Source organism: Rhizobium anhuiense, assembly GCF_003985145.1.
In the GTDB taxonomy this organism is placed as follows: domain Bacteria; phylum Pseudomonadota; class Alphaproteobacteria; order Rhizobiales; family Rhizobiaceae; genus Rhizobium; species Rhizobium anhuiense.
Genome location: NZ_ML133538.1, coordinates 80,460 through 97,550 on the forward strand (window position 1 = coordinate 80,460; position 17,091 = coordinate 97,550).

Annotated in this window: 18 protein-coding genes; 11 read left to right on the forward strand and 7 right to left on the reverse strand. The window is 61.3% G+C overall.

Translation table 11 applies throughout. The features are described from left to right. Positions 1–81 precede the first annotated feature (81 nt). Entirely contained in the window at positions 82–252 is a 171-nt protein-coding gene (locus EEQ99_RS35260; RefSeq protein ID WP_244604870.1) for a hypothetical protein, read from the reverse strand. A 253-nt stretch (positions 253–505) separates the two neighbouring features. Between EEQ99_RS35260 and coaD the strand changes: the two genes are divergently transcribed. From coaD to tgt, 5 genes are all read left to right on the forward strand, one after another. Continuing rightward, positions 506–1,000, forward strand: coding sequence for a pantetheine-phosphate adenylyltransferase (gene coaD, locus EEQ99_RS30055; protein WP_003539657.1), 495 nt, complete (start codon positions 506–508; stop codon positions 998–1,000). 58 nt (positions 1,001–1,058) lie between these two features. After that, positions 1,059–1,631 (forward strand): peptidylprolyl isomerase, encoded by a 573-nt coding sequence (locus EEQ99_RS30060; RefSeq protein ID WP_097544255.1) that lies wholly within the window; start codon positions 1,059–1,061, stop codon positions 1,629–1,631. A 28-nt stretch (positions 1,632–1,659) separates the two neighbouring features. Next, on the forward strand, positions 1,660–2,169 hold the full coding sequence (locus EEQ99_RS30065) for a peptidylprolyl isomerase (protein WP_028756879.1): 510 nt from the start codon (positions 1,660–1,662) through the stop codon (positions 2,167–2,169). A gap of 72 nt (positions 2,170–2,241) precedes the next feature. After that, positions 2,242–3,321: a tRNA preQ1(34) S-adenosylmethionine ribosyltransferase-isomerase QueA gene (gene queA / locus EEQ99_RS30070; RefSeq protein WP_097544256.1), complete on the forward strand. Its 1,080-nt coding sequence runs from the start codon at positions 2,242–2,244 to the stop codon at positions 3,319–3,321. Continuing rightward, positions 3,322–4,452, forward strand: a complete 1,131-nt coding sequence (gene tgt, locus EEQ99_RS30075; RefSeq protein ID WP_097544257.1) for a tRNA guanosine(34) transglycosylase Tgt — start codon at positions 3,322–3,324, stop codon at positions 4,450–4,452. A 70-nt stretch (positions 4,453–4,522) separates the two neighbouring features. Here tgt and EEQ99_RS30080 read toward each other — a convergent pair whose 3' ends face one another. From EEQ99_RS30080 to EEQ99_RS30105, 5 genes are all read right to left on the reverse strand, one after another. Then, on the reverse strand, positions 4,523–4,951 hold the full coding sequence (locus EEQ99_RS30080; protein WP_047615141.1) for a DUF4864 domain-containing protein: 429 nt from the start codon (positions 4,949–4,951) through the stop codon (positions 4,523–4,525). A 179-nt stretch (positions 4,952–5,130) separates the two neighbouring features. Beyond that, positions 5,131–6,396: a beta-ketoacyl-ACP synthase II gene (gene fabF, locus EEQ99_RS30090; protein ID WP_047615144.1), complete on the reverse strand. Its 1,266-nt coding sequence runs from the start codon at positions 6,394–6,396 to the stop codon at positions 5,131–5,133. Between the two features lie 12 nt (positions 6,397–6,408). Continuing rightward, positions 6,409–6,915, reverse strand: coding sequence for a winged helix-turn-helix transcriptional regulator (locus tag EEQ99_RS30095; protein WP_047615147.1), 507 nt, complete (start codon positions 6,913–6,915; stop codon positions 6,409–6,411). 40 nt (positions 6,916–6,955) lie between these two features. After that, complete coding sequence (locus EEQ99_RS30100) at positions 6,956–7,249, reverse strand: hypothetical protein (RefSeq protein ID WP_097544259.1); 294 nt, start codon at positions 7,247–7,249, stop codon at positions 6,956–6,958. Positions 7,250–7,480: 231 nt separating this feature from the next. Continuing rightward, positions 7,481–9,604 (reverse strand): calcium-binding protein, encoded by a 2,124-nt coding sequence (locus EEQ99_RS30105; protein ID WP_127431588.1) that lies wholly within the window; start codon positions 9,602–9,604, stop codon positions 7,481–7,483. Positions 9,605–9,865: 261 nt separating this feature from the next. Between EEQ99_RS30105 and EEQ99_RS30110 the strand changes: the two genes are divergently transcribed. After that, positions 9,866–12,238, forward strand: a complete 2,373-nt coding sequence (locus EEQ99_RS30110; RefSeq protein ID WP_097544318.1) for an alpha-amylase family glycosyl hydrolase — start codon at positions 9,866–9,868, stop codon at positions 12,236–12,238. 20 nt (positions 12,239–12,258) lie between these two features. Here EEQ99_RS30110 and EEQ99_RS30115 read toward each other — a convergent pair whose 3' ends face one another. Continuing rightward, entirely contained in the window at positions 12,259–12,447 is a 189-nt protein-coding gene (locus tag EEQ99_RS30115) for a hypothetical protein (protein WP_047615152.1), read from the reverse strand. Between the two features lie 199 nt (positions 12,448–12,646). On the opposite strand from EEQ99_RS30115, the gene EEQ99_RS30120 reads away from it, so the two are divergent. The 5 genes from EEQ99_RS30120 (at position 12,647) to EEQ99_RS30140 (ending at position 17,081) form a co-directional block, all read left to right on the forward strand. After that, the gene (locus tag EEQ99_RS30120) at positions 12,647–13,042 is read left to right on the forward strand and encodes a hypothetical protein (protein WP_097544261.1); all 396 of its coding nucleotides are present in this window, start codon (positions 12,647–12,649) and stop codon (positions 13,040–13,042) included. Between the two features lie 215 nt (positions 13,043–13,257). Then, positions 13,258–14,088, forward strand: a complete 831-nt coding sequence (locus EEQ99_RS30125) for a metallophosphoesterase family protein (RefSeq protein ID WP_097544262.1) — start codon at positions 13,258–13,260, stop codon at positions 14,086–14,088. After that, on the forward strand, positions 14,085–15,332 hold the full coding sequence (locus EEQ99_RS30130) for an ABC transporter ATP-binding protein (protein ID WP_097544263.1): 1,248 nt from the start codon (positions 14,085–14,087) through the stop codon (positions 15,330–15,332). The genes EEQ99_RS30125 and EEQ99_RS30130 overlap by 4 nt, the downstream gene beginning before the upstream one ends. Positions 15,333–15,342: 10 nt before the next feature. Next, the gene (locus tag EEQ99_RS30135; protein ID WP_373289175.1) at positions 15,343–16,248 is read left to right on the forward strand and encodes a carbohydrate ABC transporter permease; all 906 of its coding nucleotides are present in this window, start codon (positions 15,343–15,345) and stop codon (positions 16,246–16,248) included. After that, on the forward strand, positions 16,245–17,081 hold the full coding sequence (locus EEQ99_RS30140) for a carbohydrate ABC transporter permease (protein ID WP_063475586.1): 837 nt from the start codon (positions 16,245–16,247) through the stop codon (positions 17,079–17,081). The genes EEQ99_RS30135 and EEQ99_RS30140 overlap by 4 nt, the downstream gene beginning before the upstream one ends. Positions 17,082–17,091 lie beyond the last annotated feature (10 nt).

Sequence of the window (17,091 nt, forward strand, 5' to 3'; positions counted from 1 at the left end):
TTGAAAATGGTTCCGCGGATGTTGAGGGGTGTTTACCAATGGCGATCTGAAGCCTCCTTGAATGTCTCGTTCATCTGGCGTTCAGATTCGAAGCCCGTTTTCGCGCAGCCGGCCTTGGGCGCGCACGATCGCCGCATGTTCGGCAAGCTCCGGCCGTACCCAGCTCACCTCATATCGATCGGCGAAATAGCCATAGGCCATCTCGGCGGCGAGGGAGGAAACGACGGCAAGTGCAACAAGCACGATCAGCATGGACTTGGTCTTTCAGGAAGCGCCGGATGCCGGAATGGCATCGGCTGAATTTGATGATCCGAGTAAAGCAGATCCTGTCTGAAACGGCCTTGAACGGACCATTCATCCGCCGTTCAACCGCCTGCCAATTCAAAATGATAGAACGTCCTTGGCGTGTCCGGATGGACGCGCGGCACTCTCGCCGGACCTGCCCAAATCACTTGCGGCAGAGCGGCATCCGTGACAAAAGGCGTCAAATCAACGGTCTGGTCACATGACGACAGCTTTCTATCCGGGGTCTTTCGACCCGATCACCAATGGGCATGTGGATGTTCTGGTCCAGGCGCTGAACGTCGCCGAAAAGGTGATCGTCGCGATCGGCATCCATCCCGGCAAGGCGCCGCTCTTCTCCTTCGAAGAGAGAGCCGAGCTGATCCGCCGTTCGCTGGCTGAAGCGCTGCCCGGCAAGACCGGTGACATCACCGTCGTCGCCTTCGACAATCTGGTCGTCGATGCCGCCCGCACCCATGGCGCAACACTGTTGATCCGCGGTCTTCGCGACGGCACCGACCTTGATTACGAAATGCAGATGGCCGGAATGAACCGGACGATGGCGCCCGATATCCAGACCATCTTTTTGCCGGCGGGCACGGCCTCGCGGCCCATAACCGCCACATTGGTCCGCCAGATCGCCGCCATGGGCGGCGATGTCAGCGCTTTCGTGCCGGCCGCCGTCTTGCAAGCCCTCACATCCAAGCGCCCAAACTAGTAAGAACAAAGACTAGCAAGCGCAAAGACCAGGCGGAACCCGCCGCAATGGAGCTCATATGAAACTCTTTTATCTCGCATTTGCCGGCGTGCTTTATCTCGCCTCCTTCGCCGGCGATGCCTTCGCCCAGTCGGCCGATCACTATCTCACCATCCAGCTGACGAACGGCCCCGTCGTCATTCAGTTGATGCCTGAGGTGGCGCCGAAGCATGTCGCCCAGATCGAAGCACTGACAAAGAAGGGCGAATACGACAACGTCGCTTTCCACCGCGTCATCGACGGTTTCATGGCTCAGACCGGCGACGTCAAATACGGCAATATGGAAAAGGGCTTCGATGCGAGCCTCGCCGGCACCGGCTCTTCCGATCTGCCTGACATTCCGGCCGAATTCTCCAAGACCCCGTTCGTGCGCGGCACGGTCGGCATGGCCCGTTCGCAGGATCCGAATTCCGCCAATTCGCAGTTCTTCATTATGTTCGCCGACGGCTCCTTCCTGAACGGCCAGTACACCGTCGTCGGCAAGGTCGTTTCCGGCATGGAGAACGTCGATAAGATCAAGCGCGGTGAAGGCCAGAACGGCGAAGTCAAAAGTCCCGACCGGATGATCAAGGTCACCCTGGGCAAGAAGTAAGTTACGAGAGAAACAAGAGGAGAAGGCAATGGCCGAGATCAAGGATCCCGAAAACACCATCATTCTGGAAACCACCAAGGGCAAGGTTGTCATTCAGCTTTTGCCGCAGGTCGCCCCGGAACATGTCGCCCGCATTAAGGAACTCGCCCGCGAGAAGGCCTATGACGGCGTCGTCTTTCACCGCGTCATCCAGGATTTCATGGCCCAGACGGGCGATGTCGAATTCGGCAAGAAGGGCTCGGAAACCTTCAATCCCAGCCGCGCCGGCATGGGCGGCTCCTCCAAGCCGGATCTGAAGGCAGAATTCTCGGCAACCACCCATACGCGCGGCACCTGCTCGATGGCCCGTTCGCAGAACCCGAACTCGGCCAACTCTCAGTTCTTCATCTGCTTTACCGACGCGCCGTGGCTGAACAAGCAGTATTCCGTCTGGGGCCAGGTCATCGAGGGCATGGACAACGTCGACAAGATCAAGCGCGGCGAGCCGGTTTCCGATCCGGACTCGATCGTCTCCATGCGGGTTGCCGCCGACGTCTGATTGTGATTTCTGCTGAAACCCGCCCTTGCGCGAAAGCGTGGGGCGGGTTTCGCTTTGCCTGAAAGTGCCCTGATGCGCGTAGACCTTTTCGACTTCGACCTGCCCGATGAACGCATCGCGTTGCGGCCCGCCGAGCCGCGCGACAGCGCGCGGCTGCTCGTCGTCGATCCGAATGCGGAAAATATCCGGGATTATCGCGTCGGCGATCTGCCGTCCTTCCTGCAGGCAGGCGATGCGCTCGTCTTTAACGACACCAAGGTCATTCCGGCCCAGCTTGAAGGCATTCGCCATCGCGAGGGTGCGGGCGGCCAGCAGGTATCGGCGACGCTGCACATGCGTATCGGCGCCAACAAATGGAAGGCCTTCGCCAAGCCCGGCAAGCGCATCAAGGAGGGCGACCGCATCGCCTTCGGCCATAGCGGCGAAAGCTGCATGATCGGCTCGCTCGACGCCACCGTCGAGGAAAAGGGCGAGGCAGGCGAAGTGACACTGGCCTTCGATCTCTCCGGCCCCGCACTGGACGAAGCGATTGCCAGCGTCGGTCACATTCCTCTGCCGCCCTATATCGCCGCCAAGCGGCCGGAGGATGAACGCGACCGCGCCGACTATCAGACCATCTATGCGCGGGAGGAGGGCGCTGTCGCAGCCCCCACGGCCGGCCTGCATTTTACACCCGCTTTGTTCGAGGCGCTCGACAAGGCCGGTATCGAACGCCATTTCGTGACGCTGCATGTCGGCGCCGGCACTTTTCTGCCCGTCAAGGCCGATGATACCGCCGATCACAAAATGCATCTCGAAAGCGGCTATGTCGGCGCCGAAACCGCCGCCCGGCTGAACGCCGTCAAGCAAAGAGGGGGACGCATCATTTGCGTCGGCACCACCTCACTGCGGCTGATCGAGAGCGCGACGCAAGATAGTGGCGAAATCCGCGCCTGGAGCGGCGCCACCGGCATTTTCATCACGCCGGGTTACCGCTTCAAGGCCGTCGATATGCTGATGACCAATTTCCACCTGCCGCGCTCGACACTCTTCATGCTGGTCTCGGCCTTTTCAGGCCTCGACACCATGCGCGCCGCCTATGACCACGCCATCCAGACGGGCTACCGCTTCTATTCCTATGGCGATGCCAGCCTTCTCTTCCGGAAAGATTAGATGACCGACCACTTCCAATTCACGCTTGACAAAACCGATGCCGGCGCCCGCCTCGGCAAGATCTCCATGCCGCGCGGCGAAATCCGCACGCCGGCCTTCATGCCGGTCGGCACCGTCGGCACGGTTAAAGCCATGTATCTCGATCAGGTGCGCGAGACCGGCGCCGACATCATCCTCGGCAATACCTATCACCTGATGCTGCGCCCGACGGCCGAGCGTGTCGCCCGCCTTGGCGGCCTGCATAAGCTCATTCGCTGGGAACATCCGATCCTGACGGACTCCGGCGGTTTCCAGGTCATGTCGCTGTCCGGCCTGCGCAAGCTCGACGAACAGGGCGTCACCTTCAAGTCGCATGTAGACGGCAGCCTGCACCATATGTCGCCGGAGCGCTCCATCGAAATCCAGGGGCTGCTCGGCTCCGACATCCAGATGCAGCTTGACGAATGTGTGGCGCTGCCGGCCGAGCCGAAGGAGATCGAGCGCGCCATGGAGATGTCGCTGCGCTGGGCCGAACGCTGCAGGGTGGCCTTCGGCGAGCAACCTGGCAAGGCGATGTTCGGCATCGTTCAAGGCGGCGACATCCCGGCGCTGCGTATCCGTTCGGCCGAGGCATTGAGCCAACTCGACCTCAAGGGCTATGCCATCGGCGGCCTCGCTGTCGGCGAGCCGCAGGATGTCATGCTGCAGATGCTGGAAACGACGCTGCCGGTCCTTCCTCTGGAAAAGCCGCGTTACCTCATGGGTGTCGGCACGCCGGATGATATTCTGAAATCGGTTGCGCGCGGCATCGACATGTTCGACTGCGTCATGCCCACTCGCTCCGGCCGCCATGGCCTGGCCTTTACCCGCCGCGGCAAGGTCAACATCCGCAATGCCCGCCATGCCGAGGATATGCGCCCGCTCGACGAACAGTCGAATTGTCCGGCCTCACGCGATTATTCGCGTGCCTATCTGCACCATCTCGTCCGCTCCAACGAGGCGCTCGGCGGCATGCTGCTCTCCTGGAACAATCTCGCCTATTACCAGGAACTGATGCAGGGCATCCGCAAGGCGATCGCCGAAGGCCGCTTCGCCGATTTCATGGCGGAAACGCAGGAGGAATGGGCAAGAGGCGATCTCCAGCCCGTGTGATCCCGATCAAACCTGTTTGATCCCGATCGAACCTGTTTGATCCAATCCAACGAGGTTGGATCGATCGGGATCAAATACCCTTGCTGTCCGCATCTGGGATGATCTGCACGCCGTTGATCCGGTAGCTGCCATCCGGCTGGCGGGTGATCTGGTAGATCGCCGTCCAGTCTTTGCCATCGCGGCCTGAAATCAGCACTTCGTGATAGATCAGCGCGCCGTTGTCGATCGAGCGGCTGCGGCCGAAGGCGTAGTTGCCGGGATGATAGACCGGCTCGTAGCTCTTCTTCACCATGGCGAAGAACAGATTCTTGTCGGGATACATCGCCCGGATGCCGGGAGCGGCGAAGGAATAGGCGGTCTCGGCATCGTCCTTGAGGAAGGCCTTGATCTGTTCCTCGATCATCGTCCGCGTCGTGTCGATCGGGTCTTCGGCGCGGGCCGAGACGATGGAGAGGAGGGACGCGGCACACAGAATAAGAACTGCGAAGAAGGCGCGCATGGGTTATCTCCAGCTCTATCGGAGAATAATCCCCGATAGAGCAGAAGTGTAGGCGATTTCCAAAGCAATGCCAGCAAAAGTGCGCAGCGGTTTGCGTCCGGAATTGCGTAAAACAAAAAATGAGAGCGGTTCTGTGCTTCCATGAAAACTGAACCGGCCTACCGCAAGCAAAACAGACTTTACGACCAGCGCCGGAAGAGGGCGCTGGCGTTCACTCCACCGAAGCCGAAACCATTGGTGATCGCATAGTCCATGGTGAGCGGCCGCGCCGTCTTGCCGACGATATCGATGCCGTCGGCGGCCGGATCAGCCTCATCCAGGTTGCGGGTCGGCGGCGCGATCTGGTCGCGCAGCGCCAGGATGGTGAAGATCGCCTCCAGCCCGCCGGCAGCCCCGAGCAGGTGGCCGGTCGCCGATTTCGTCGCGCTGACGGCAATGCCGCCATTGCGGCCGAAGACCGTGCCGATCGCGGCGATCTCGCCCCTGTCACCGACGGGTGTCGAGGTCGCATGCGCGTTCAGGTGTTTGACGTCGGAAGCGGAAATCTTCGCTTGGCAGAGCGCCGCCTCCATCGCCCGCCGCGCACCGTCGCCGTCTTCAGGGCCTGAGGTCATATGGTAGGCGTCCGCCGCCGTGCCGTAGCCGACGAGTTCGGCGAGCGGTGTGGCGCCGCGGGCAAGTGCGTGCTCCAACGTTTCGATGACCAGAATGCCGGCGCCTTCGCCCATGATGAAACCGTCGCGCGCCGTGTCGAAGGGCCGCGACGCCAGCTCCGGCGTTTCGTTGAAGCCGGTGGAAAGGGCGCGTGCGGCGGCAAAGCCGCCGAGGCTCACCTTGTCGATACAGGCCTCGGCGCCACCGCAAATCGCCACATCCGCCTCGCCGGAGCGGATCAGCCGCGCCGCATCGCCGATTGCCTGGACGCTGGCGGCGCACGCCGTCACCGGAGCGCCGAGCGGCCCCTTGAAGCCGTAGCGGATGCTGACCTGGCCGGCGGCGAGGTTGACGAGGAAGGAGGGCACGGTGAAGGGCGACAGGCGTCGGACGCCGCGCGTCTCGCCGATCCGTACTGCTTCGGCGATCGCCGGAAAGCCGCCGACGCCCGACGCGATGATGGTCGCGGTGCGTTCACGCTCGCCTTCGTCGGTCGGCATCCAGCCGGCCTGCTTGACCGCTTCCTCCGTCGCCGCCATGGCGAAATGGATGAAGCGGTCCATCTTCTTCTGGTCCTTGGGCGGGATGTATCGGTCGGGATCGAAGCCGGCTTGCGCATCCTCGGTTATGCCGGGAACGATACCGCCGACCTTGGCCGCGAGCTCGCCGACGATGTCTTCCGCCAATACCCGCAGCCCCGAACTGCCGTCGAGAAGGCGTTTCCAGGCGGGCTCGACGCCGGTGCCGAGTGGCGAGACAAGCCCCATGCCGGTGACAACGATGCGGTCCATTCTGTTCTCCTTCTATGCGTCGATGCCGAGATACCAGGCGCGCATGCGGGCGATCCGCGCGTGCACCTCGTCATCGGCGGCGGGGCCTGCAAGCAGGCTGGTATTTTCGGGTGTCACCTGTTCGCCGGTGCGCGCATCGACCAGCACGGTCTCGCGCTCTTTGCCGGAAGCGGCATCGCCCAAGAGAAAGGCGAGGTCCTCCTCCGGAATGTGCCGGCTTCCCCAGGAAAACAGCGTCATCAGGACGGGAAAGAAATCACGGCCCTTTTCCGTCAGCCGATATTCGTAGCGGGCAGGGCGCTGCTGGTAGAGCCGCCGTTCAAACAGGTCCTGATCCGTCAGGTGTTTCAGCCGCCGTGCCAGGATGTTCGGCGCCACGCCGAGGCTCTTCTGGAATTCGTCGAAGCGCGACAGTCCTTGGAAGGCGTCGCGCAGGATCAAGATGCTCCACCAGTCACCGACGCTGTCGAGCGCGCGTGCCGCCGGGCATTTGAAATCGCTGAAGCTTGTTCGCTGCATGGCGATGTCACTACATTAGTGACTATCATAATGCAAGTTACTATCGGGACTCGCGCTCGAAAATCCGGGCGAGCACGATGCCGGTGACGAGCATGCCGACTGCCACGAAGATCGTGTCGCCTAGCGAGCCGATATAAAGCGGCCCGATATTGGCAAAGAGCAGGAAGGCGATGAGGAAATTGACCCAGCCCCAGACGACATTGGCTGTCGGCGAACCGAGCTTTGCGAATGGAGTGCGGAAGGGCCGGCCGCTGACGCCGTTGACGAAATGCGGGATGCCATTGGTCAGAAAGGCCGCGGCGATGAAATGGGCGATATAGGCGATCCAGGGCAAAGGCTTCTCCGGTGCTGCGAGTGGCATTGACGGAGGAATGTGGCCGGGAATGTTATGCCGGCAAGAGGAGGCTAAGCATGTCGCACAAAAGCGTGCAGCGGTTTTTGCGGCAACGACATGCGTAAAAACCAAGAGCTAAAGCGCGAGGCGCGACGTTGAAAGATCGCGACGCGCTTTAGAAACATAAGTGGTGCCGCAGCCCGCCGCCGAATAGCGACGGACCTGGCCGGGTCAGATCAGCATGAAATCCTTGAATTGAAGCGCCGGGGAATTGTCGAGATCGGCCACATGGATTGCCGCACCCGCGGCACTTCCATCCGCATCAAAGGATAGAATGCCGCTGGTCTGGTCGTAGATCAGTCTATCGTCAGCTTCGAGTGCTTTGGTGCCGACGACGAAATTCTCATCCGAAAATCTCGATAGGCTGAGTGCGGCGAAAATCGAATGGTCGAGTAGCAGCTTGTCGCCGGCCGCCGAGGAGAAATCCCGGATCTTGTCGATGCTCACATTGTCGGGCTTAACGTCGAAAACGAAGGAATCGGCCCCTCCGCCGCCGGTCAGAATGTCTGCGCCGGCTTTGCCGATCAGCTTGTCGTTGCCGAGTCCGCCGCTCATCTGGTCGGCCCCCTTGCCGCCGTTGAGACTGTTGCTGCCGTCGTTGCCGGTCAGCACGTTGGACGTGTTGTTGCCCGTCGCGCTGAGATTGGCCGTTCCGGTCAAGGCAAGGTTTTCGATCGTTCCCGATGTATGCGCCTGATCGACCAGGCTGAAGGAGATTGCCGACCGGACGCTGTCCTTGCCGGATCCACTGGCTTCATCGGCAAAGTCGCCTTTATTGTCGATCACATAGGTGTCGTTGCCGCCGTGCCCCGACATGCGGTCGGCACCAGTGCTTCCGTCAAGAATATTGTTGCCGGAATTGCCGGTGAGAACATTCGCCAGGCCATTCCCGGTGCCGTTCAGATTGGCGGTGCCGGTCAGTGTCAGATTCTCGATGTTTCCGATCGTATGCGCCGTATCCTTGAGGCTGAAGCTGATCGACGACATGACGGTATCCGTCCCGCCGCCCCGGCTTTCGTCGACGATTTGAGCAGAGTTGCTGACGGTGAATATGTCGTTGCCGGTGCCGCCATAGATATGGTTGGGTGCCGGCGGCGTGCTGGTGGTGCCGCCTTCGATGTCGATGATTACGGGATGATCGACGACATTAACCGTCAGGGACGAGACGTTGCTGAGGCTTTTGATCGCCGTCGTCCCGGTCAGCGGGTCGAAGACCTTCACGGAGCCGAAGGCGGCGCCGAGATTGACTTTGACGGCTGTATTTGCAGCCTGAATGGCCGTATCGGTGGACTGGTTCCAGATATCGGGCTCGTTCCAGAGGATGATCTGATAGCTTCCGTCCGATTTTTCCGTGAGCAGGCTGCGGGCCGAGGGCGGCAGGCCGTCGATCGAATAGTTGAGCGCTCCGGCGCTGAAGCTCGCCTTCTGAGCGCCGTCATCCGCAAGGATTTCGGTCAGATTGTGGATCGCCGTCGCAGCCGGCTTGGCCGAATAGTCGAGATGAAAGAGGCCGAAATGCTTTTCCTGATTGGTGCCCTGCGGATCGGTATAGGCGTCCAGCAATTCGTAGATGAACGTGTTTTTCGATCCGAGTGCCGCGCCGTCCATCAGCGTATTGAGCAGGAGCTTTGCCTGCGTCGCTTCGTTGACGCCTTCCCAGCCGCCATTGGTGTCGGCGGTCAGCGACGTATGGTAACCGGTCTCGGTGATCGCAAGCGGCTTGCCCGGATCGGCAGCGCGCTGAACGCCGGATTCTCGGGAAAGCCATGAATATGGCTGGTCGCCATCCTTCGCATAGGTGTGGATCGTCGTGTAGTCGGACGCGGAAGCGACCGTATATCCGGTAAAGCTGAGGACCGGGATGTCCTTCAGCAACGGATCGGCGTTGACGGCGGCAGACAGGTCCCTCTGATAGGCGACCGCTGCGGCCTGGCCGCTCAGGCCGTGATAGCTGACCGGCCAGTTATTGACTTCGTTCGGGCCTTCGATGCCGACGACCGATCCGGGATGGGCCTGCACGAAATCATGCAGCCGCTGGACCACGGTGGCGGGGTCGACTTCCCGCTGCGCGCTGAAGACGAATTGCACGCCGGCCTTGGCCGCGTCGCCGAGATGCGTTTGGCCGTTGGGATCGGAAGCGGAGTTGGGGGCGTGATCGCGGACTGTATCAAGGCCAAGATAGTCGAGTGCTTTAACAACTTCTCCGACATTGGAATATTTTCCGTCGGTGTAGTCGATATGCGTATCAATTCCAAAGGAGCGAATAATATCGTTTATTCTAACGGCTTGAGCCATAAGTTATTCTCCCGGTTTACGAGGGAATTGGCGATGGGAATGAATCCCCATTTGTTGAAACCAATTCGATTTAATACACGAGGAGGGTCGTGCGGCGATGACTCGTTATCCATGATATATTGTCCCGAATGTGGCTCGCTTCGGATTGTATTTATTATGAAATCTGCGCTTGCATTTTTTCGTCCGGCCGGTTGATCATGCCCGAGTGGGACGGCCCATAGGCAGAGTCCGGTGAAATCCGACATGGTTTTGGAGGATCCGATGACCGTCGATGTTCAATTCCGGTTTCGCAGCGGCTTGCCATCGATGGCGTTCGGCGATGTCCGTCTCTGCGGCAGTTGGGACGAGCAAGGCCGCGTCTCGCATGAGTGGACATCTGTTTCGATGCGGCCTTCCCGTGATGAGGATGGCTATGATGTCTTCGTCGCCGATGTATCGTTTCCCGACGCCGGGATCGGCACGCATTTCCGCTGGGGGGTCGAGCTGGATCGGCCTGATGCTTCCGGCCTATGGGCGATCGCCGCCGAATTGGACGACGAGGTCTCGACGCGTCGCGAACGCTCCTTCGACCTCCACCCGGACCTGGCGCCGCAGACCTATTATCTGACGTGGATCGGCCGTCTGGGGGCGAATCGAACTGAGCGGCGCAACAGTGCCGACGGCATTCGCTTCGCGGTCTGGGCGCCGAACGCCAGGGCGGTTTCGCTTGTCCTGGCCGATCCGGCCATCGGCTACATCGCCGACGACGGCACCGGTGCAGTCGCAACCATCGCGATGCGCAAGACCGTCGACGGCTTCTGGACCGTCGAAACCGGCGATGATGACGGCCTTGCCGATTTCGACGGCATGGTCGCCACCCCCTATATGTACCGCATCACGAAGGATGACGGATCGCTCGTCTACCGCACGGATATCTGGTCGCTCATGCAGATCGGCGCGGGGGACTTCGATCCGGATGGGGCGGTCTATCACGGATCGCCGGCGTCATTGGACGGACCGCAGAGCTGTTCGGTCGTCTGCGACCCGAAGCGGGTGGTACTGCCATCGGGAGAGGAGCTTACCGCCGAGGCCTTCTGGGCCGACGAATTCGCCGGCGGCCAAAAGATTCCCGATCGGCTCGAGGATCTGGTGATCTATGAACTGCATGTCGGCGCCCTCGGTTTCGGCAAGCCCGCGCCCGGTACGCTCGATGATGCCGTCGCCTTCGTCGAACATCTCGCAGCGCTCGGCGTCAACGCGGTGGAACTGCTGCCGATTGCGGAATTCGAGACCCGGGCCAACTGGGGCTACGGCACCTCGCATTTCTTTGCCGCCGATCAAGGGGCCGGCGGCACCGACCGGCTGAAGATGTTCATCAAGACCTGCCACCAGCGCGGCATCGCCGTCATCCTCGATGTCTGTTACAACCACTTCGATCCGGATGGCGAGCGGGCGCAATGGGCCTATGATTCCAACGATCACACCCGCAATATCTACTATTGGTACGAGGGACGGCCCGGCGATTACGCCGATCCCACGGGCGGCTACATCGACAACATCTCGACGGGATGGGCGCCGCGCTTCCATGAGGAAGCCGTGCGCCAGCTTTTCATCTCCAGCGCCGCCTTTTTCGTCTCCGTCTGCCATATCGATGGTTTCCGGCTCGATCAGACGAGTTCGATCCATCAATATCCGGTTCTGCATGCCGATGGCCGGCGCGCCGATCGGGCCGCCGCCTTCGGCGCCAAATTCCTGAAGCAATGGACCCGCACGATGCGGCTCATCAAGCCGCAGCTTTTCCTGACGGCCGAGGATTATTCGGACTGGTCGGCGATGACCGAGCCAAGCCTGACCGGCGACGGGCTCGGCTTCGATGCGACCTGGTATGGTGACTTTCATCACAATCTCGTCGAATATCACGGCGGTGCGCAGGCGCAGCTGTTGAAGAATGCCGGCTTCGGGGACCAGCGGGCGCTGACCATGTCGTCTCTTGCCGGCGCTTTGCAGACAAGCGCGCACTCCAAGGTAGTCTATAACCAGTCGCACGACGATTGCGGCAATCGTGAAGGATCGGCGCGAACCGCTGTGATCGCGGTCAATTTCGCGCCTGTTGTCGGTGAGACCAGGACGTGGGCGGAGGCGAGATCGAGGTTCGCGGCGGCGATGACGCTGCTATCGCCGGGGACGCCGATGTTTTTCATGGGCGAGGAAATCGGTGCCCTGAAGCCCTATCGCTACAATGATTTCCTCGCCAACCGGGAGAATATTCTCGGCGCAGCCGATGGCCACGGGGCAGGGATGATCAGCTGCTATCGCGATCTGATAGCGCTCAGTGTCGGAGAGGCAGCCATTCGCTCGCGCAACATCGCCATTCCCCTGGTTCACGACGAAAATCGGGTGATCGCCTTTCATCGCTGGAACGACGGCGAGGATTTCCTCGTCGTGGGCTCGCTGAACGATGCTCCCTTCGAACACGGCTACCGGTTGCACAGCGACCGCTTGGGAGATGACCTCTGGGAGGAGGTCTTCAACAGCGATTCTCGCAGATATGGCGGCTGGAACGTCGGCAACGGCGGCGGAAGGCTCCGAGCCACGGCGGGAGTGCTCGATCCCGTGCTGCCGGCGTCAGGCGTTCTGGTCTTTCGCAGGCTGTGACAAGTGCACGCCGGCAACGGTCAAGCAAAGCCGAGCGGCAGATTTTCCAGTTTCCTGTCATTGCCGTAGTCGCGCTCATGCGGCGAGCGACGACGGCCGTCGCGGCGAACGGAAAGATCGATCCGGTTTTCGGCGAAGATCCCATCGGGCCAGGTGCCGGTGTCATGGCAATCGGCGTCGATTTTGGGGGCAAGGATTTTCAGGATCATTGGGGTTCCTCCACGGCGCGGCATCAACACTCGGAAAGGCCGCTTCGTTCCATTTATAAAACCCGAATTATTAATAAATTAACCATAATCGCCAGGCGAGAACCAGTCATCGCCTGACGTTGACCTGACGTTGAAATGATTGGCCCATGGAACTCCGGATGTTGATCGCCGTTGATGTCAATGAACACAGGAGGTTCCGATGCAGTTGATCGATACGCGAGTGACACAGGCCGGCGACATCTTCACCGTCGAATTCTTGGGCGAAGGCGGAGAATCGATTTCCGTCAAAATCGACAACTCCCATGGCGAGCTTGATGATGCGACGGCGGTCGACCACGCCAAGGTCATGATGGTTCAGCTGACCAGCTTTGCCGGCAGCGAGCCGGACGGCAGCATCAACCGTTACGATGCCTTGAGCAACGGCAATTTTGACGAAGGCAGCAAGGGTCTGATCGGCCAGCCGAGCGCGCGTTCGGCTGGGGACAGCGAGACGCTGGAGGAGGAGTTGAACGAGGGCCTTGAAGACAGCTTCCCTGCAAGCGACCCTGTCTCGGCAACGGTATCGTCCATCCCAGCCAACGCACCACGGCATTGATTTCACCGCAATCTCAATCCCAAATGCTGGCCAAGGCTGCCCCGGTTCCTGCGGGCAGCTTTTTCTTGCATGACAAATTGATGTCAAAACTGAAAAACAGCTGAAAACAGCAGATGTCTGATTGACATGGGAGCCTTCTAGAGAGGGCCCGAGAAGGAAGCGCGGGTGACGCGCTTCCGACGTCTCGGAGATGCGCCCATGAAGATGATTCAGACATGAAAATCATTCAGATCACCGACACCCATTTCAGTCCCGACAAGCCGCATTTCAACGGCAACTGGGCGCCGCTTCTGAGCTGGATCGAAGAGACCGGCGCCGACCTGATCGTCCATACCGGCGATCTCACCGTCGACGGCGCCGACAAGGACGCCGACATCACCTTCTCGATGGACCTGATGCGCCAGGTGTCGATCCCGATGCTGATCGTCCCCGGTAATCACGATGTCGGCCATCTCCAAGGATCGGACCAGCCGGTCAATGCCGAGCGGCTCGCCCGCTGGCGCAGCCTTGCTGGCCCCGACCGCTGGCTGGAGGATGCGGCCGGCTGGCGTTTCATCGGCTTGAACGCGCTGCTTCTCGGCCATGAGGATGACGAGGAGGAGGCCCAGTTCGAATGGCTCGATCAGGCGCTTTCCGACAGGGCAGGGCGGCGCGTGGCGCTGTTTGCGCACAAGCCGCTGTTCGTCGATGCGCCCGACGAGGGCGATACCGGCTATTGGAGCGTTCGCCCGGTCCAGCGTCGGCGGCTCTATGATCTCATCGCTTCCCATGACGTGGCACTGTTTGCGAGCGGCCATCTCCACTGGGCTTGGCAGGGGCGCTTTAACAACACCCAGCTGACATGGGGTCCGTCGGCCGCCTTCATCATCGACAAGATGGAGCGGGAGATGCCGGGTGAACGTCTGATCGGCGCCGTCATCCATGAGTTCGATACTTCAGTCGAAAGCACGATTGTCGCCGTTCCCGGCATGACCGCCCATGTGCTCGACGACGTCGTGCATGAGGTGTATCCCCAGGCGGTCAAGCAGCGGGAACCGGTCGAATGAGCGCGCTCTCGCTTCGCGGCATCACCAAGGCTTTCGCCGGCAACCAGATCCTCGATGGCGTCAGCCTGGATATTGCGGCCGGCGAATTCATCGCGCTAGTCGGCCCCTCCGGCTGCGGCAAGAGCACGCTGCTGCGCGTTCTGGCCGGCCTCGACCATGCCGACCGCGGCGAGATCCTGATCGGCGGGCGCGACATGTCCGGCGTCGCAGCCGCCGACCGCAACATCGCCATGGTCTTTCAGTCCTACGCGCTCTATCCACATCTGACGGCGTCTGAGAATATCGCCGTGCCTCTGGCGATGCGCCGGCTGTCGAGGATGCAGCGGCTGCCCTTCATCGGCTCGCTGATGCCCGGCCAGCGCGCCACCCGCGTGAAGATCGCCCGCGACGTCAGGGAGATGGCGACGTCGCTGAAGATCGACCACCTTCTCGACCGCAAGCCCGGCCAGATGTCCGGCGGCCAGCGTCAGCGCGTGGCGCTTGCCCGCGCCATGGTGCGCCAGCCGAACATCTTCCTGATGGACGAGCCGCTGTCCAACCTCGACGCCAATCTGCGCGTCCACGCCCGCGGCGAGATCGTCGACCTGCATCGCCGAGCCGGCGTGCCGACGCTCTATGTCACCCACGATCAGGCGGAAGCGCTGTCGATGGCCGACCGTGTCGCTGTGATGATGGGCGGAAAATTGCTGCAGATAGCAAGCCCCGAAGTCATCTACGACGATCCCGCCCATATCGAAGTCGCCCGCTTCATCGGCCAGCCGCGCATCAATCTGCTGCCGGCCTTTGCCGAAGGCGGCGTCATTCTCTGCGGCGGCCTGCGGCTTATGCTCGACAATGCGCCGGACAGGAAGATGCCGGTCACGATCGCCATTCGCCCCGAATTCGTCTTTCTGTCCAGGAGCCGGCATGATGGACTTGCCGCCCGGATCGAACGCGTCGAATTCCTGGGCTCCGAAGTCATCCTCCATTGCCGGCTCGAAGCGATCAGCGAGACCATCATCGCCAAGGTTCAACCGTCCGAAGCCGCAGGCCTTGCCGCCGGTGATGCCGTCGGGCTGCGGCTCTCGCCCGGCCGGACGCTGATCTTTGCCGAGGATGGCAGCCGGCTGGCCGGCAGCGTTGCCACGGGTGATGCCGGGCTCACCGCAGGTGATGCCGGGCTCGGCTCTGCCGATGCCGGGCTCGGCTCCGCCGATGCCGGGCTGATGGCGGGCCACTCTCAATGGGAGAGGGCGCATGGCTAGCGTCGTCTCGATGGCTGCGCCGCATGATTCCGCCGCTGCGCATCGGCGCAGCGAGGCCCAGATCGCCTGGATGCTGGTGCTGCCGGCGATGATCCTGCTGTTCCTCTTCGTGCTCTTGCCGGTTGCATCTGTGATCGTGCTCGGCTTCACCGATTTCGAACTCGGCTTCGGCAAGTTCCGTTTCGTCGGCTTCGAGAATTATGCGCACCTGATCACCGACCGCACCTTTCGCAAGTCGCTGTGGAATACGACGGTCTATACGGCGATCGTCGCCCCCGTCTCGATCCTTCTCGGCCTCGGCATTGCCATGCTGATCGAGAGCGAAACCGCGGCGCGCAGCTTCTTCCGCACCGCCTATTTCCTGCCGGTCGCCTCGCTGATCGTCGCCATGGCGACCGTCTGGCAATATATGTTCCACCCCACAATCGGCCCGATCAATGCGCTGCTGGCCCTTGTCGGGCTTCCCGGTCCGAACTGGTTGGGCAGCTCCGGCACCGTGCTTTACAGCCTCTCGATCATCGGCGTCTGGCAATCGGCCGGCTTCAACATGGTGCTGTTCCTGGCCGGACTGACGGCGATCCCGCGTGAGCTTTACGCCGCCGCCGAAGTGGATGGCGCCAGATCCTCCTTCGACCGCTTCCTGCTGGTGACCTGGCCGATGCTCGGGCCGACGACGCTCTTCGTCATCACCATCAGCATCACCAATGCGGTCAAGGTCTTTGAGACGGTCAAGACCCTGACCGACGGCGGCCCCAATAAGGCGTCGGAAGTGCTGCTCTTTACCATCTACCAGGAAGGCTTCGTCTATCTGCGCGTTGGGTATGCCTCGGCGATGACGGTGGTCTTCCTGCTGATCCTGGTGGTGCTGATGTTCCTGCAGTATCGCGTCCTCGATCGCCGGGTGCATTACACATGATGACCAGCGCTTTTTCCCTCGGCAGGATCATCCGCCTGACCCTGCTCTCACTGGGCGCGATCGTCTTTCTGTCGCCCTACGCCTTCATGATCTCGACGGCTGGCAAGGCACAGAGCGATATCTTCACCTCGTCGCTATCGCTCATCCCGGCGCATCTCACCTATGTCGAGAATTTTGCCAAGGCTTTGAGCCGGGTGCCGATGGCGCGGCTCTTGTGGAACGGCGTCGTCGTCTGCGGGCTGATCTTCTTCTTCCAGGTGCTGGTGGCGATCCCCTGCGCCTACGCCATGGCGAAGCTGCGCTTTGGTGCCGCCCGCGCCATGATGGTGCTGGTCATGCTCGGCCTGCTGGTGCCGATCCATGCGACCGCGCTGCCGCTCTATGTCGCCTTCGACCGCGCTTCGCTGCTCAACAGCTATGCCGCCCTGGTCGCGCCCTTCACCATTTCGGTCTTCGCGATCTTCATGTTCCTGCAGTTCTTCCGCGCCATGCCGGATGATCTCATCCATGCCGCCCGTCTCGACGGCATGTCGGAAATCGGGATCGTTGCCCGCGTCATCGTGCCGAATGCCTGGCCGGCGGTCACCGCCTTTGCCATCTTCTCGGTCGTTGCCCATTGGAACGATCTCTACTGGCCGCTGATCGTCATCAGCAAGCAGGACTACGCCACGCCGCCGCTGGGCCTGATGTATTTCCGCGCCGCAGAGGCCGGCGACGACTACGGCGCACTGATGGCGGCGACCCTCATGATTACCCTTCCCCTCGTCGCCGCCTTCCTGCTTGCGCAGAAGCGTTTCGTCGAGGGCATCACCATGACCGGACTCAAAGGCTGACCGGTTTCAA

Bases quoted from the DNA above. Each gene is read 5' to 3' on its own strand.
- EEQ99_RS35260 (WP_244604870.1), bottom strand. From the start codon at position 252: ATGCTGATCGTGCTTGTTGCACTTGCCGTCGTTTCCTCCCTCGCCGCC.
- coaD (WP_003539657.1), top strand. From the start codon at position 506: ATGACGACAGCTTTCTATCCGGGGTCTTTCGACCCGATCACCAATGGG.
- EEQ99_RS30060 (WP_097544255.1), top strand. From the start codon at position 1,059: ATGAAACTCTTTTATCTCGCATTTGCCGGCGTGCTTTATCTCGCCTCC.
- EEQ99_RS30065 (WP_028756879.1), top strand. From the start codon at position 1,660: ATGGCCGAGATCAAGGATCCCGAAAACACCATCATTCTGGAAACCACC.
- queA (WP_097544256.1), top strand. From the start codon at position 2,242: ATGCGCGTAGACCTTTTCGACTTCGACCTGCCCGATGAACGCATCGCG.
- tgt (WP_097544257.1), top strand. From the start codon at position 3,322: ATGACCGACCACTTCCAATTCACGCTTGACAAAACCGATGCCGGCGCC.
- EEQ99_RS30080 (WP_047615141.1), bottom strand. From the start codon at position 4,951: ATGCGCGCCTTCTTCGCAGTTCTTATTCTGTGTGCCGCGTCCCTCCTC.
- fabF (WP_047615144.1), bottom strand. From the start codon at position 6,396: ATGGACCGCATCGTTGTCACCGGCATGGGGCTTGTCTCGCCACTCGGC.
- EEQ99_RS30095 (WP_047615147.1), bottom strand. From the start codon at position 6,915: ATGCAGCGAACAAGCTTCAGCGATTTCAAATGCCCGGCGGCACGCGCG.
- EEQ99_RS30105 (WP_127431588.1), bottom strand. From the start codon at position 9,604: ATGGCTCAAGCCGTTAGAATAAACGATATTATTCGCTCCTTTGGAATT.
- EEQ99_RS30110 (WP_097544318.1), top strand. From the start codon at position 9,866: ATGACCGTCGATGTTCAATTCCGGTTTCGCAGCGGCTTGCCATCGATG.
- EEQ99_RS30115 (WP_047615152.1), bottom strand. From the start codon at position 12,447: ATGATCCTGAAAATCCTTGCCCCCAAAATCGACGCCGATTGCCATGAC.
- EEQ99_RS30120 (WP_097544261.1), top strand. From the start codon at position 12,647: ATGCAGTTGATCGATACGCGAGTGACACAGGCCGGCGACATCTTCACC.
- EEQ99_RS30125 (WP_097544262.1), top strand. From the start codon at position 13,258: ATGAAAATCATTCAGATCACCGACACCCATTTCAGTCCCGACAAGCCG.
- EEQ99_RS30130 (WP_097544263.1), top strand. From the start codon at position 14,085: ATGAGCGCGCTCTCGCTTCGCGGCATCACCAAGGCTTTCGCCGGCAAC.
- EEQ99_RS30135 (WP_373289175.1), top strand. From the start codon at position 15,343: ATGGCTGCGCCGCATGATTCCGCCGCTGCGCATCGGCGCAGCGAGGCC.
- EEQ99_RS30140 (WP_063475586.1), top strand. From the start codon at position 16,245: ATGATGACCAGCGCTTTTTCCCTCGGCAGGATCATCCGCCTGACCCTG.